The following is a 14,120-nucleotide window of genomic DNA, read 5'->3' on the forward strand; positions in this document are numbered from 1 at the left end:
CCTGGATCGGGGCCTCGACATTCCGGACGCGGCTGGCGCAAATGTCATTCTCTCCGGCCACCCAGGATCTGGCCGGTACCGGAGCCCCGTCGTAAGGTTACCCGACCGCAGATCTTTTCAACCGCGCCGATCTTGGGCATCAGAAGACAAACCACCAAGGGGGCCTGCATGGCGCGCCTGACCGGATGGATCCTTGCATTGCTTTCCTGCGCTTCGCCGCTATGGGCCGAGGCGCCGTTGCCGGTGGAGTTCGTCCAGGTCCGCCGCACCGACCTGACCTTCGACGCGGCGCTGACCGGTACGGTCGTCGCCAAGGACAGCGTCGACATCGGTTTTCGCCTGGGCGGCCGCATCACCGAGGTCATGGTGCGCGAAGGTGACCAGGTCTCGGCAGGCCAGGCTCTGGCCCGCACCGATCCGCTGCAGCAGGAACAGGCCTTGCGCGTTGCGCAGGCCGCCGTCGCCTCGGCCGAGGCGGCCGAGGCCCAGGCTCAGCAGGCGTTGGACCGCGCAGACGCCATGCTGCGCCGCGGCGTGGGCACGCGCGCGGCCTTCGACGGCGCAAGCCAGGCGCTCTCGGCCGCCACCAGGGCGCAGACCCAGGCGCGGACCGAACTGGGACAGGCGGAAAGGGCGTTGCAGGACACCGTGATGCGTGCACCCTCGGATGCCATCGTCACGTCACGCAAGGCCGAGCCGGGGCAGATCGTGGGCGCGGCGCAGGCCGTGATCTCGCTGGCCTCGGCGACCGGGCGCGAGGCGGTGTTCCTGACCCCGGACACCCCCTTGCTGCGCAATGCCATCGGCGCCCCGGTTTCCCTGACCGGCATAGACTTCCCCGGTCTGCACATGGAGGCCCGCGTCACCGAGATCGCACCGCTGGTCGACCCAGCCACCGGCTCGGTCACCGTGCGGGCCGAGATCGAGGACCCGCCCGCCAGCGCCAGCCTGCTGGGCGCGGCGGTCCGCGGCGCGGTGCATTACCCCGCCGGCACCGGGATCGCGGTGCCCTGGACCGCGCTGACCGCCGTCGAGGGCGGACCCGCGGTCTGGCTGGTCGAGAAGGACGACCGTGTCCGTCTGGCTCCCGTGCGGATCGCGCGCTTCATCGACGGCACCGTCATCCTCAGCGATGGCGTCGAGCCGGGCCAGGTCGTGGTCGGCGCCGGCTCGCAGCTGCTCTATCCCGGCCGGCAGGTCGCCGGCGCCTCGGCGGGCAAGGGGGAATGATGCGCAAGGTCCTGATTCCCGCGCTGCTCGTGGTGATGACGCTGGCGCAGCAGGCCGCCGGCTTCGGCATGTCGCGGCAAGACCCCGCGCCCGAGCCGCCGCGGCCGGTGGTCAGCGTCCTGGTCAGCGACGACCTGGCCGCCCGCCATTCCATCCCCGGGGTGATCGCCGCCCGGATCGAGGTCGCGCTGGGCTTCCAGACGCTGGGCCGGCTTACCGCGCGCGATGTCGATGTCGGCGACATCGTGCGGCAGGGCCAGGTGCTGGCCTCGCTCGATCCCGGCGATCTTCAGGGCGACGTCCGCGCCGCCCAGGCCGCGGTCGATGCCGCGCAGGTCGAACTGCGCACGGCCCAGGCCAGCGCCGACCGCACCCGGGCGCTGGCCCGGCGCAACGTCGCCTCGGCCGCGCAGCTCGAACAGGTCGAGCGCGCACTGGCCGCCGCCATGGCCGCCGAGCAGCAGGCGGAATCCGAACTGATCCGCGCCCGCGATGCCGAAGGTTTCGCCGAGATGCGCGCGCCTTTCGACGGCGTCATCAGCGCGGTCCATGCCAATCCCGGCGCCGTGGTCAGCGCCGGCGAGCCGGTGATCCGGCTTTCCGCGCAGAAAGGCATCGAGGCCGTCATCGACCTGCCCGATACCGCGCTGTCGCGGGTCAAGGCCGGCGACCGTTATGAAATCTGGTCCGAAGACGAGCCCGACCGCCTGCTGCCCGCCACCGTCTCGCAAATCGAGCCGGTGGCGGATGCCATGACCCGGACCCGGCAGGTTCACCTGTCGCTGGGGGACGATGCGGCGCTGCGTCTGGGCGCATTGGTGCGGGCGCGGCCGGCCGGCCCGGCCCAGGCCAGGCCGACCCTGCCAGAGGGCGCGATCCTGCAGCGCGACGGCGCCAGCCTGGTCTGGATCGTCACCCGCGACGGCGACCGCGCCAGCGTCTCTCTGCGGCCCGTCCAGATCCAGGACCCGCCGCTGGGCGGCCGGGTCGCGATCCGCTCCGGCCTTGCGACGGGCGACGAGGTGGTGATCCGCGGCATCCATTCCCTCGCCGAGGGCCAAGCCGTAGGGGCAAGTGTGGCGCCATGACCGAACGCGGCTTCAACCTTTCCGACTGGGCCCTGCATCACCGCTCGCTGGTGTGGTTTCTGCTGATCGTGTCGATGGTCGCGGGCACGCTGGGCTATCTGCGCCTGGGCCGCGAGGAGGACCCGAACTTCACCATCAAGATCATGGTGATCAGCGCCTCGCTTCCCGGCGCCACCATCGAGGACACGCTGGACCAGGTCACCACCCGGATCGAGACCAAGCTCGAGGAACTGGACGAGCTGAAATTCACCCGCTCGGTGACCATGCCCGGCCAATCCATCGTCTACCTGGAACTGGATCCCACCATCCGCGGTCCGCAGGTGCCCGAGGTCTGGAAGCGGGTCCGCAGCATGATGTCGGACATCCGCCCCGACTTTCCCCAGGAATTCCAGGGCTTCCAGTTCAACGACGATTTCGGCGACGTGTTCGGCAATATCTACGCCTTCACCTCGGACGGCTTCACCCAGCGCGAATTGCGCGATCGGGTCGAGGCCATCCGCAAGCAGGTCCAGGCCCTGCCCATGGCCGGCAAGACCTCGCTGCTGGGCGTGCGCAAGGAACAGATCTATCTGGAATTCTCCTCGGCGCGGCTGGCGGCGATGGGGCTGAACCACAACCAGGTGGTGCAGACGCTGGCGGTGCAGAACGCCATCGCGCCTTCGGGTATCGTGCAGGCGGGGCCGGAACAGGTGCTGGTGCGCGTCGGCGGCCAGTTCGACGACGCCGCAGCCATCGCGGCGGTGAACCTGCGCGTGGGCGAGCGCTTCTTCAACATCGGCGACGTGGCCACCGTGCGGCGCGGCTACGAGGACCCGCCGACCGCGCTGTTTCGCTATAACGGGCAAGAGGCGGTCGGGTTGCAGATCGGCATGCGCGACGGCGGCAACATCCTGGAGTTCGGCAAGCAAGTGGACGCGCTGATGGCGGACGTGGCCCGCAACCTGCCCATCGGCATCGAGATGGCCAAGGTCGCCGACCAGCCCCATGTGGTGGACGAGGCCGTCGGCCATTTCGTCCAGGCCCTGGTCGAGGCGGTGGCCATCGTGCTGCTGGTCAGCTTCGTCAGCCTCGGGCTGCGGGCGGGGCTGGTGGTGACGCTGACCATACCGCTGGTGCTGGCGATCACCTTCATCGTCCTGGACATCTACGGCATCACCCTGCAACGCATCTCGCTGGGCGCGCTGATCATCGCGCTGGGGCTCTTGGTCGACGACGCGATGATCGCCATCGAGACCATGATCTCGCGCCTCGAACTGGGCGAAAACCTGGAAAGCGCCGCCAGCTACGCCTGGAGCTCCATCGCCTTTCCGATGCTGACCGGCACGTTGGTCACGGTGGCGGGCTTCATCCCCATCGGCCTGAACAGCTCGGCCGCCGGCGAATTCACCTTTTCGCTCTTCGTGGTCATCGCGGTCTCGCTGATCGTCAGCTGGATCGTCGCGGTGCTGTTCGCGCCGCTTCTGGGGGTGACGCTGCTGCCGGCGCGGATGAAGCACGGCGCCGGGCGCGCGGGCTGGCTGCGCCGGCGCTTCCACGGCCTGCTGCTGTTGGGGATGCGCTACAAGTGGCTGACCATCGCCATCACCCTGGCGGTCTTTGCCGCCTCGGTCGTCGGCATGCGCTTCGTCGAGCAGCAGTTCTTCCCGACCTCGGACCGGACCGAGATCATCGTCGACGTGAACGAACGCGCCAATGCCTCGATCGCCAAGACCGATGCCGACATCGCGCGCATCGAGGCGATGCTGGCCAACCACGACGACGCCTTGTTCTGGACCAGCCATGTCGGCCAAGGGGCGCCGCGTTTCGTGCTGTCGATGGACGTGCCGACGCCGGGCCCCTACATGGGCCAGATCGTGATCCAGACACCGGACCTGGCCGCGCGGGACCGGCTGAAGGCCAGCCTGGTCGAGTTCGGTCGCAACGACCTGATCGGCACCGATCTTTACGTCAAGAACCTAGAAATCGGGCCGCCGGTCGGCAAGCCCGTGCAATACCGGGTGTCCTCAGCGGACCCGGATCAGGCGCGCGACGCGGCCCGCGATCTGGCCGCCGTGCTGGCGACCGAGCCGCGGTTGCGCGACATCTCGCTGGACTGGAACGAGCCGGCGCGGGTGGTCCGCCTGCAGGTCAACCAGGACCAGGCCCGGCGGCTGGGGGTCACGAACGAGGATATCTCCGGCGCGCTGGCCGGCACATTCAACGGGCGGACCATCACCCAACTGCGCGACGGCATCTTCCTGATCAACGTCACCGCCCGCGGCTCGCAAGAGGATCGCGAGTCGGTCGAGTCGATCCAGAACCTGCAACTGGCGACCCAGACCGGCACGCCGATCCCGCTGGCCTCGCTGGCGGTGCTGGAATACGGCACCGAACAGCCGCTGATCATGCAGCGCGACGGGCTGCCCACGGTGACGGTCAAGGCCGACATCGCCGGCAAGGACCAGCCGGCGACCCTGGTCGCGGCCTTGGCCGAGCGGGTGGCGCAGTTCCGGCAGAGCCTGCCGCAGGGCGTCAAGGTCACGGTCGGCGGCACGGTCGAGACCTCGGCCGAAAGCCAGGAGCCCATCGCCGCCGTGGTCCCGGTCATGCTGCTGGTCATGGCGCTTTTGGTCATGGTGCAGATGCAGGGCTTCCGGCTGAGCTTCATCGTCTTCGCCGCGGCGCCCCTGGGGCTGATCGGCGTGGTCGCGGCGCTGCTGCCCTTCGGCGTGCCGATGGGCTTCGTGGCGATCCTGGGGATCCTGGCGCTGATCGGCATCCTGATCCGCAACTCGGTCATCCTCGTGCATGAGATCCAGGTGCTGATCGCCAAGGGCCACACGGCATGGAACGCGGTCTTCGAGGCATCCGACAGCCGCGCCCGCCCGATCCTGCTGACCGCGGCGGCCGCGAGTCTGGCGCTGATCCCGATCTCGCGTCAGGTGTTCTGGGGACCGATGGCATTCGCGATGATGGGCGGCATCATCGCCGGTACGCTGGTGACGCTGATCTTCGTCCCGGCACTCTATTGCGCGGTCTTTCGGGTGCGCCCGCCCGAGGGCGACCCCATGCCCAGCGCCGAGGACCGCGCCCGGGCGGCAGCGCATCAATAGGGCGTCAGCATTTTCGATGATGAACGGCGAAAGCTGACGCCGCGCAAACGGTTCCACCCGAGTTCGCGCCGATCTCAGGACGAGCATCGAAGGCAGATCGGCCGCAAGGGACCAATGCATCATGGCAAACACCCGATCAGAGGGTGCGCCCATGGTGCAGCTGCTAATACCCGGCCAGCACGGGGCTGTCGCCGCCACGGGCTGGGGATAAACGCGACAGCGCGGATATTCGGAGTCGCAGTATCCATGGCCAGACGCACCTTGCGCCATGGGTGTCGACCTTGACGCCATGCTTGCGGGCCTGCCTTTCGCCGAGGAACTTGATCGCGATGCTGTCCACCGGCGGGTTCAGCGGGCCATCGGCACGGCGGCGATACGGGATCCGGACCTTTAAGAGTCCTCTGTCTGCGGCACGGTCGAATAGTCCGCGACGGACAGTCCATCCCCGCCAGCACAGCAGTCTCGCGACCCTCCCGCGGTCTACCTGAGCGGTAGCTCGAACGGCACCTGGATCGACAGGCAGAACTGGATCGCTGCGTTCGAGAAGACAGGCTGTCGACCCTGACGGTCCCATGCGGCGTGAGCCAAGTCCTCTCCTTGTGGATCCAAATGAGGCGCGACTCGCGGCTCCGAACGCAACGCCGCCGAACCAGCGCGCCATGCGGGAGCAGGCACGCGATGACTTCGTCATGCCATCCTTGGTCTTTTTAGTGAATCCTTTCCAGGGCAGCGTTTATGCAACAGCCCACCTGATCGACGCTAGGCGCGAGGAGAAGGGGCAGCCGGGGCGGGAGTTGTAATCGATCAGCGAACTTCTGGCTCTGAAGATTCCGGGGCAGCGTGCTGGCCGTCGAGGTCTGCTTGACCTCGCTGAGCCGAGTGTTTTGGTGCGGACCACCATTATTGCCGCAAGCGCGCGGCGGCCGGAGCGAATGGAAAGCGCAGGTCGCGATGGCGCGAATGCCATCCTGCACTCCGCTTGGACCAGCGGCACCGCGATGGCAGCAGGAGCGGGCCGATCCTCCAGGCCCAGAAAATCGCAGACTCGACGCAAGGCCCATGATCCCGTCGGGTCCGTGGTTGCGGCAGCCTCGCCCAAGCCGCTGCGGCAACGGAAAACCGTGCCGCATGGATTGAACGCTTCGGCCAGAAATCGTCATGCATGGCCTCGAAAAGGAAGACGCCCCCGGCACGAAATCGAAAACGGGATTGACCCAGGCCGCGATCAAAAGGCCGATCGACGCTGGCCGGCTGCGACGGGCTGAACCTGCCGCCGTTCCGAGTTCCGCATCGGGCTGCAGCCGTGATCAGGCTTCGGGATCGGCGGCGATTTCGGCCGCGAAGGCGGCACCGAAGCGATCGAGCCGGGGCTCGTCCAGGTAGCGCGACAGGTCGCGCGGCCGGTCCTCGGCGATGCGGCGCAGGGTCGAATTGCCGACCGACAGCGGCTTTTCGGTGCCGTCCTCGCCGCGCGCAAGCCGGGCCTGAACCTCGGCCAGCCGGTCGAACAAGGCGCCGGCTTCGCGGCCGGCCAGAGCGCGGCGCGCCGGATGCATCGGTGCGACCTCGCCGGCGATGACGCGCAGGAAATCGTCGCCGTAGCTGTCCAGCTTCTTGGCGCCGACGCCGTTCACGCGGGCCATCTCGTCCAGCGTGCGCGGCCGTGTCTGCGCCATCTCGATCAGGGTGCGGTCCGGAAAGATGACATAGGCCGGCACCCGCGCCGCCTCGGCCAACGCGCGGCGCTTGGCCTTCAGCGCCGACAGCAGCGGCGCGTCCTCTTCGTCCACCTGCGTGCGCACGACCACGGCGGGACGGGCGCGGGTCATGGCGTCGCGGCGCAGGGTGATGCGGGTTTCGCCGCGCAGGACGGCATGGGCGGCAGCGGTGATGGCAAGGCCGCCGTGGCGTTCCGGGTCCGGGCGGATCAGGTCGCGGCCCAGCATCTGCCGGATGACGGCCTGCCATTGCGGTTTCGTCAGGTCCCGGCCGCAGCCGAAGGTCGGCAGCCGGTCGTGGCCGCGCTGGCCGATGCGGTCGGTCATGGTGCCGGTCAGCACGTCGATGATATGGCCGGCGCCATAGGTCTGGCCGGTGCGCAGGACCGCCGACAGCACCTTCTGCGCCGCCTCGGTGCCGTCGAAACAGTCGGGCGGGCTGTCGCAGTTGTCGCAATTGCCGCAGGAAGCCGCCGTTTCGCCGAAATAGCCCAGCAGGGCGACGCGGCGGCAACCGGTGGCCTCGGCCAGGCCCAGCAGCGCGTTCAGCCGGGCGTGGTCGGCGGCCTTGCGCTCGGCCGGGGCCAGGCCCTCGTCGATCTGGGTCCGGCGCAGGCGGATGTCGTCGGGGCCGTAGAGCGTCAGCGTCTCGGCCGGGGCGCCGTCGCGGCCGCCGCGGCCGATTTCCTGATAATAGGCCTCGATGGATTTCGGCAGGTCGGCATGGGCGACCCAGCGGATGTCGGGCTTGTCGATGCCCATGCCGAAGGCGACGGTCGCGACCACGATCAGCCCGTCCTCGCGCTGGAAGCGGATCTCGACCTCGCGCCGGGCCTCGGCCTCCATGCCGCCATGATAGGCGGTGGCGGCAAGGCCCGCGTCGTTCAGGGCGCCGGCCAAGGTTTCGGTCTTGGCGCGGGTGCCGCAATAGACGATGCCGGACTGACCGCGGCGCGCGGCGGCGAAGTCGAGGATCTGCCGGCGCGGCCCGTCCTTGGGCTGGAAGGCCAGGTGGATGTTCGGCCGGTCGAAGCCGCGCAGGAACGACTGCGGCTGCGCACCGTCGAACAGGCGCTTGACGATTTCCTCGCGCGTCTCGGCATCGGCGGTGGCGGTAAAGGCGGCCAGCGGCACCGCCAGCGCCCGGCGCAACTCGCCCACGCGCAGGTAGTCGGGGCGGAAATCGTGGCCCCACTGGCTGACGCAATGCGCCTCGTCCACGGCGATGGCCTGCACGCCGGCGCGGCGCAGCATCGGGATGGTCGCGCCCGAGGCCAGCCGCTCGGGCGCCATGTAGAGCAGCCGCAATTCGCGCGCGTTCAGCGCCCGCAGCACCTCGGAATTCTCCTCCTCGGAATTGCCAGAGGTCAGCGCAGCCGCCGAAACGCCCGCCTCGGTCAGCGCCCGCACCTGGTCGCGCATCAGCGCGATCAAGGGCGAGATCACCACCGTCAGCCCGTCGCGCATCAGCGCCGGCAGCTGATAGCACAGCGACTTGCCGCCGCCGGTCGGCATGATCGCCAGCACGTCGCGGCCCTGGGCCACGGCATCCACGATCTCTTCCTGCCCCGGACGAAAGGCGTCGAAGCCGAAGACCTGACGCAGAAGGGGCGCGGCGGACATCTAGAAGCCGTAGAAGAAGCCGGCGTTATTGGCGAGCGCGCGCTGCGCGATGATGATGACGATGAAGACCACCAGCGGCGCCAGGTCCAGCCCGCCGGTGTTCGGCAGGATCCGGCGCACCGGGGCATAGATCGGCTCCAGCAGGCGGTTCAGCCCGTTCCAGATCTGCCAGATCAGCGGCTGGCGCAGGTTCAGCACCTGGAAGTTGATCAGCCACGACATGATGATATGGGCGATCATCACGAACCAGACCACGTCGAGTATCAGCATCAAGGCTTGGTAGAGCGTGACCATTTCATTCCCTTCCGGCAGTTCCCCGGACAGGTAAGGCAGGCATCCGCATTGCGCAAGCAGCAAGGATCGGCCGCAGCGTTCCGATTGACGCCCCGGCGGGCCGCCGCTAGCGGGGCGGGGTCCGGAAGGCAAGAAGGAAGCCGCCCATGTATCCGATGCTCCGCTTCGCCAAGGAGATGCTGAAGTTCCGCCGGGCGCCCCGGATCGGCGTGCTGGACGCGCATGTCTCGACCCACCGCTGCTGGCCCTGGGACCTCGACCCCTGGATCGAGCTGAACAACGGCCGCACGCTGACGCTCTACGACCTGGGCCGGTTGCCGATGGCGGTCAGGACCGGGATCATCGGCATCATGCGGGACAACGGCTGGGGCATCACCGTCGCCGGCAACTCGGTGCGCTATCGCCGCCGCATCCGATGCTTTCACCGGTTCACCATGGTGTCGCGGACGCTGGGCTGGGACGCGCGCTTTCTCTACATGGAGCAGAGCATGTGGCGCGCGGGCGAATGCTGCAACCACATGCTGCTGCGCGCGGCGATCACCTCGGCCCAGGGGATCGTGGCGCCGGCGCGGCTGATGCAGGCCGCAGGCCGCGATCCGGTCAGCCCCGAATTGCCGGGCTGGGTGCGGGCCTGGATCGCCGCGGATGCCGAAAGGCCCTGGCCGCCGCTTCTGCCGCCGATCACCCCCGGCGACCGGAATGCCGACTTGCCAGCCTGACCGCGCTGGGGCCTTATGCGCGCGGAAAACGAGGCCGCGGCGAGGACTTCATGGAACGCAGACGCATCTGGGGCTGGTGGTTCTTCGACTGGGCCAGCCAGCCCTTCGCGACGCTGCTGATGACCTTCATCTTCCCGGTCTATTACGCCGAGGTCGCCCGCGCCCATTTCATCGCGCAGGGCATGACGGCCGAGGCGGCGGGGGCGGCGGCGCAGTCGCTCTGGGGCTACGGGCTGGGCCTTTGCGGGGTGATCATCGCGACCCTGGCGCCGGTCTTGGGCGCCATCGCCGACAACACCGGACGCCGGCTGGTCTGGGTCTGGGTCTTTTCCGGCTTCTACATGGCGGGTTCGTGGGGGCTGTGGTTCCTGATGCCGGGGCAGCCCGACCTGCATCTGGCCATCGTCTCGTTCGGGATCGGGCTGATCGGCATGGAATTCGCCACCATCTTCACCAATGCCCTGCTGCCCGGCCTGGCCCCCGCGGGCGAGATCGGCCGGGTCTCGGGCTCGGGCTTCGCCTTCGGCTATCTGGGCGGGGTCGTCTCGCTGGCGCTGGTGCTGCTGTTTCTGGCCGAGAACGCCCAGACCGGCCGCACCCTGCTGGGCGTCCCGCCGGTGCTGGACCTGGATCCCGGGCTGCGCGAGGGCACGCGGGCGGCGGGTCCATTCACCGCATTGTGGTATCTGGTCTTCATGATCCCCTTCGCGCTTTGGGTGCGGGAAACGCCCGGCCCGCGCCGCAGGCTGCGGCTGGGGGCGGCGATGCGCGACCTGGGGCGGCTGTTGTCCAGCCTGCCGCGGCGGCCGTCGCTTTCGGCCTGGCTCGCCTCGTCGATGTTTTCGCGCGATGCGCTGAACGCGCTTTACGCCTTCGGCGGCGTCTATGCCGGCACGGTGCTGGGCTGGCCGGTGTTCCTGGCCGGAGTCTTCGGCGTGGTCAGCGCAGTCTCGGCCGCCGTCATCAGCTGGATCGGCGGCCGCGCCGACCGGCGCTGGGGACCCAGGCCGGTGATCGTCGTCTGCACCCTGGTGCTGACCGGGGTCTGCGTCCTGCTGACCGGCATGGACCGCGCGCAGGTGCTGGGCCTGCCGCTGGCCGAGGGCGCGCGCCTGCCCGACGCGCTGTTCTTTCTGTGCGGGGCGCTGATCGGCGGCGCGGGCGGCGCGCTGCAATCGGCCAGCCGCACGATGATGGTGCGCCACACCACGCCCGAGCGCGCCACCGAAGCCTTCGGCCTCTATGCGCTTTCCGGCAAGGCCACCGCCTTCCTCGCCCCGTTGCTGGTCGCGCTGGTGACCGATCTGACCGGCAGCCAGAGGCTCGGCATCTCTCCGCTCATCGTGATGTTCCTTCTGGCGCTGCTTCTGCTAGGTTGGGTCAAAACCGAAGGAGAACCCGAGCAGTGATCCGCAGAACCCTGACCGCCGCCGCGCTGGCGCTGGCCGCGCTTGCCTCGGCCCTGCCCGCGGCCGCCGATCCGCTGGCCAAGGACGTGTTCGGCGCCGCACCCGGCCCCACCGCCGGCGGCGCCGCCGCCATCGGCTTCTATTCCAAGGGCTGCATCACCGGCGCCGCGCAGATGCCCGAAAGCGGCCCGACCTGGCAGGTGATGCGGCTGTCGCGGGGCCGCAACTGGGGCCACCCCGACCTGGTCAGCTTCCTGATCGGCCTTTCGGGCGCGGCGCGCCAGGCCGGCTGGCAGGGGCTCTATATCGGCGACATGAGCCAGCCGCGCGGCGGGCCGATGGTGACCGGCCACGCCAGCCACCAGATGGGGCTGGACGCCGACATCTGGATGCTGCCGCCGTCCAGCCTGCAGCTGACCCGGGCGCAGCGGGAAAAGATCTCGTCGCAATCGGTGGTGAACAAGGCCGGCACCGCGCCCTCGGGGCTGTGGAGCGGCTCGCATATGGCGATCCTGCGCGCCGCCGCCCGCGACCCGCGCGTCGAGCGCATCTTCGTCGATCCCGTCGCCAAGGTCGCCATGTGCCAAAGCGCCTCGGGCGACCGCAGCTGGCTGCGCAAGATTCGCCCGATCAACGGCCACGATTATCACTTCCACGTCCGGCTGGCCTGCCCGGCGGGCTCGGTCTGCCAGACGCAGGACGCGCCGCCCCCCGGCGACGGCTGCGCCGAGGCCGCCGAATGGATCAAGAACCGCATCGACCCCAGCCGGGTGAAGCCGGTGCCACCCGATCCGAACTATCGCCATCCCCGCAGCTACCGCCTCAGCGAGATGCCCCGCCAATGCCAGGCCGTCGCCACCGCCCGCTAGAACGGGCGCAAGGCGGCTGGTTCCGGCGCCTGCCCCGGCTGGCGCTCTCGGCCCTGCTGCTGTCCGCCGGCGCTGCCTGCGCCGCCGATCCCGCGCCCTCGGCCGGGCCGCGCGTGGACTATGTCGCCACCTATGTCTGGCGCATGGAGGACGATCAGTTCGGCGGTTTTTCCGGCATCGAGATCAGCGCCGACGGCCGCCGCTTCACCGCGCTGTCCGACCGCGCCTCGATCCGCTGGGGCACGGTCGAGCGCGACGCCGAGGGCCGCATCCGCGGCATGGAGGCCGCCGGCCGCGCCCGGCTGCGCGACAGTTCCGGCAAGCCGCTGAAACCCGGCCGGCAGGGCGACAGCGAGGGGCTGGCAATCGCCGCGGACGGCACGATCTGGATCAGTTTCGAGGGGCTGACCCGCGTCGCCCGCTACGACACGCCCGACAGCCCGGCCCAGCCCCTGCCGCGCCCGCCCGCGTTCAAGGCGATGCAGGGCAACTCCTCGCTCGAGGCGCTGGCGATCCTGCCCGACGGCACGCTGCTGACGCTGCCGGAACGCTCGGGCCAGCTGACGCGGCCGTTCCCGGTCTGGCGCTGGCGGGACGGCAAATGGGACCAGCCCTTCTCGATCCCGCGCTCGGGCGACTGGCTGGCGGTTGGGGCGGATGTCGGCCCGGACGGCCGCTTCTATCTGCTGGAACGCGATTTCAAGGGGTTGCTAGGCTTTCGCTCGCGCGTGCGCCGCTTCGACCTGACCGAGCACGGCGTCGCGAACGAGCGCGTGCTTCTGGAAAGCCGGCCGCTGCAATACGACAACCTAGAGGGGATCTCGGTCTGGGACGACGGCACCGGGATCCGGTTGACACTGATCTCGGATGACAATTTCAACTGGTTCCAGCGCACGGAGCTGGTCGAATACCGGGTCACGGAATGAGCCTGCCGGCCTTGATCGCGGCCTTGGACCGCGCCGTCGACGACGCCCTGGCGGAACAGCGGCTGGTCGGCTGCGTGCTGCTGCTTGCCGCCTCGGGGCGGGTGGTCCATGCCCGCGCCGCCGGCATGGCCGACCGCGAGGCCGGCCGGGCGATGACGCCGGGCAGCTGGCTGCGCTATGCCTCGGTCACCAAGCCGTTCACGACGCTGGCGGCGCTGCGGCTGATGGACCAGGGCCGGCTTTCGCCCGAGGACGCGGTCACCCGCTGGCTGTCGGGCTTCGCCCCCGCCCTGGCCGACGGCAGCCGGCCCCGCATCACGCTCGACCATCTGATGTCGCATCTGGCCGGGCTGGACTACGGCTTCAACCAGCCCGAGGACGGGCCCTATGCCCGCGCCGGGGTGTCGGACGGGATCGGCGACGCCGGCATCTCGCTGGCCGAGAACCTGCGCCGGCTGGCCGCGGTGCCGCTGGACCGTGCGCCGGGCACGCGCTGGCGCTATTCGTTGGCGACCGACGTGCTGGGCGCGGTGATCGAGGCCGCGACGGACCGCCCCCTACCCGAAGCGATGGCCGATCTGGTCACCGGTCCCCTGGGCATCGAGGCCGCCTTCCACGCGCCCGATCCCGGCACTCTGGCGGCGAATTATGCCGGCGACGTGCAGCCTCCGCGGCGCATGGCCGGTCCGACGCGGGTCGCCAATCCGCTGCGCCCCGAGCAACGCTACAGCTTCCTGCCCGAGCGGATCATGGCGCCCGACGCCTATCCTTCGGGCGGCGGCGGCATGGCGGGCACGGCCGAGGCGGCGCTGACCGTGATTGAGGCGCTGCATCGCGGCTCCTTCATCGGCGAGGCCCTGCGGGACCAGGCGCGCCGCAACCGCATCGGTCACCACCGCCATCCTATGCGCGGTCCCGGCTGGGGCCATGCCTGGGCCGGCGCGGTGGTCACCGATGCCGAACTGGCCGGGATCGGCCTGCCGGCGGGATGCCTGAGCTGGGGTGGCATCTACGGTCACAGCTGGATCGCCGATCCCGCCCGCGACCGCAGCCTGGTCGCCCTGACCAACACCACGACCGAGGGCATGAACGGCGCCTTTGCCGTGGAAATCGCCGCGGCCTTCGCGGCCTAGCGCAGGAAAGCGTTGACAC

General features: G+C 69.7%; 10 protein-coding genes and 1 pseudogene. 8 read left to right on the forward strand and 3 right to left on the reverse strand.

All coding sequences use genetic code 11. The features are described 5' to 3' along the window. The first annotated feature begins 168 nt into the window (after window positions 1–168). From JCM7685_RS14585 to JCM7685_RS14595, 3 genes are read left to right on the forward strand one after another with little or no spacing between them, the layout of a single operon-like run. Window positions 169–1,230 carry an efflux RND transporter periplasmic adaptor subunit gene (locus tag JCM7685_RS14585; RefSeq protein WP_074966473.1) on the forward strand — a complete coding sequence of 354 codons (1,062 nt, stop codon included), beginning with the start codon at window positions 169–171 and terminating at the stop codon, window positions 1,228–1,230. Beyond that, window positions 1,230–2,318, forward strand: a complete 1,089-nt coding sequence (locus JCM7685_RS14590; protein WP_231964654.1) for an efflux RND transporter periplasmic adaptor subunit — start codon at window positions 1,230–1,232, stop codon at window positions 2,316–2,318. Before JCM7685_RS14585 ends, JCM7685_RS14590 begins: the two co-directional genes overlap by 1 nt. Continuing rightward, entirely contained in the window at window positions 2,315–5,410 is a 3,096-nt protein-coding gene (locus tag JCM7685_RS14595) for an efflux RND transporter permease subunit (RefSeq protein ID WP_074966471.1), read from the forward strand. Before JCM7685_RS14590 ends, JCM7685_RS14595 begins: the two co-directional genes overlap by 4 nt. Window positions 5,411–5,585: 175 nt before the next feature. Here JCM7685_RS14595 and JCM7685_RS20370 read toward each other — a convergent pair. The 3 genes and pseudogenes from JCM7685_RS20370 to JCM7685_RS14605 form a co-directional block, all read right to left on the reverse strand. Next, a pseudogene (locus JCM7685_RS20370) lies at window positions 5,586–6,090 on the reverse strand (transposase); the annotation flags it as partial. A gap of 627 nt (window positions 6,091–6,717) precedes the next feature. Then, window positions 6,718–8,751, reverse strand: a complete 2,034-nt coding sequence (recQ, locus tag JCM7685_RS14600; RefSeq protein ID WP_074966470.1) for a DNA helicase RecQ — start codon at window positions 8,749–8,751, stop codon at window positions 6,718–6,720. Next, window positions 8,752–9,045: a YggT family protein gene (locus JCM7685_RS14605; protein WP_074966469.1), complete on the reverse strand. Its 294-nt coding sequence runs from the start codon at window positions 9,043–9,045 to the stop codon at window positions 8,752–8,754. 146 nt (window positions 9,046–9,191) lie between these two features. Between JCM7685_RS14605 and JCM7685_RS14610 the strand changes: the two genes are divergently transcribed. The 5 genes from JCM7685_RS14610 to JCM7685_RS14630 are packed head-to-tail and all read left to right on the forward strand — an operon-like array spanning window position 9,192 to window position 14,101. Beyond that, window positions 9,192–9,764 carry an acyl-CoA thioesterase gene (locus JCM7685_RS14610; RefSeq protein WP_074966468.1) on the forward strand — a complete coding sequence of 191 codons (573 nt, stop codon included), beginning with the start codon at window positions 9,192–9,194 and terminating at the stop codon, window positions 9,762–9,764. Window positions 9,765–9,814: 50 nt separating this feature from the next. Continuing rightward, window positions 9,815–11,173: an MFS transporter gene (locus JCM7685_RS14615; RefSeq protein WP_074966467.1), complete on the forward strand. Its 1,359-nt coding sequence runs from the start codon at window positions 9,815–9,817 to the stop codon at window positions 11,171–11,173. Then, on the forward strand, window positions 11,170–12,042 hold the full coding sequence (mepA, locus tag JCM7685_RS14620) for a penicillin-insensitive murein endopeptidase (protein WP_074966466.1): 873 nt from the start codon (window positions 11,170–11,172) through the stop codon (window positions 12,040–12,042). The genes JCM7685_RS14615 and mepA overlap by 4 nt, the downstream gene beginning before the upstream one ends. After that, window positions 12,015–12,968 (forward strand): esterase-like activity of phytase family protein, encoded by a 954-nt coding sequence (locus JCM7685_RS14625; RefSeq protein ID WP_074966465.1) that lies wholly within the window; start codon window positions 12,015–12,017, stop codon window positions 12,966–12,968. Before mepA ends, JCM7685_RS14625 begins: the two co-directional genes overlap by 28 nt. After that, the gene (locus JCM7685_RS14630) at window positions 12,965–14,101 is read left to right on the forward strand and encodes a serine hydrolase domain-containing protein (RefSeq protein ID WP_074966464.1); all 1,137 of its coding nucleotides are present in this window, start codon (window positions 12,965–12,967) and stop codon (window positions 14,099–14,101) included. The genes JCM7685_RS14625 and JCM7685_RS14630 overlap by 4 nt, the downstream gene beginning before the upstream one ends. The last annotated feature ends 19 nt before the right edge of the window (window positions 14,102–14,120 follow it).

Source organism: Paracoccus aminovorans, from assembly GCF_900005615.1.
GTDB lineage: Bacteria > Pseudomonadota > Alphaproteobacteria > Rhodobacterales > Rhodobacteraceae > Paracoccus > Paracoccus aminovorans.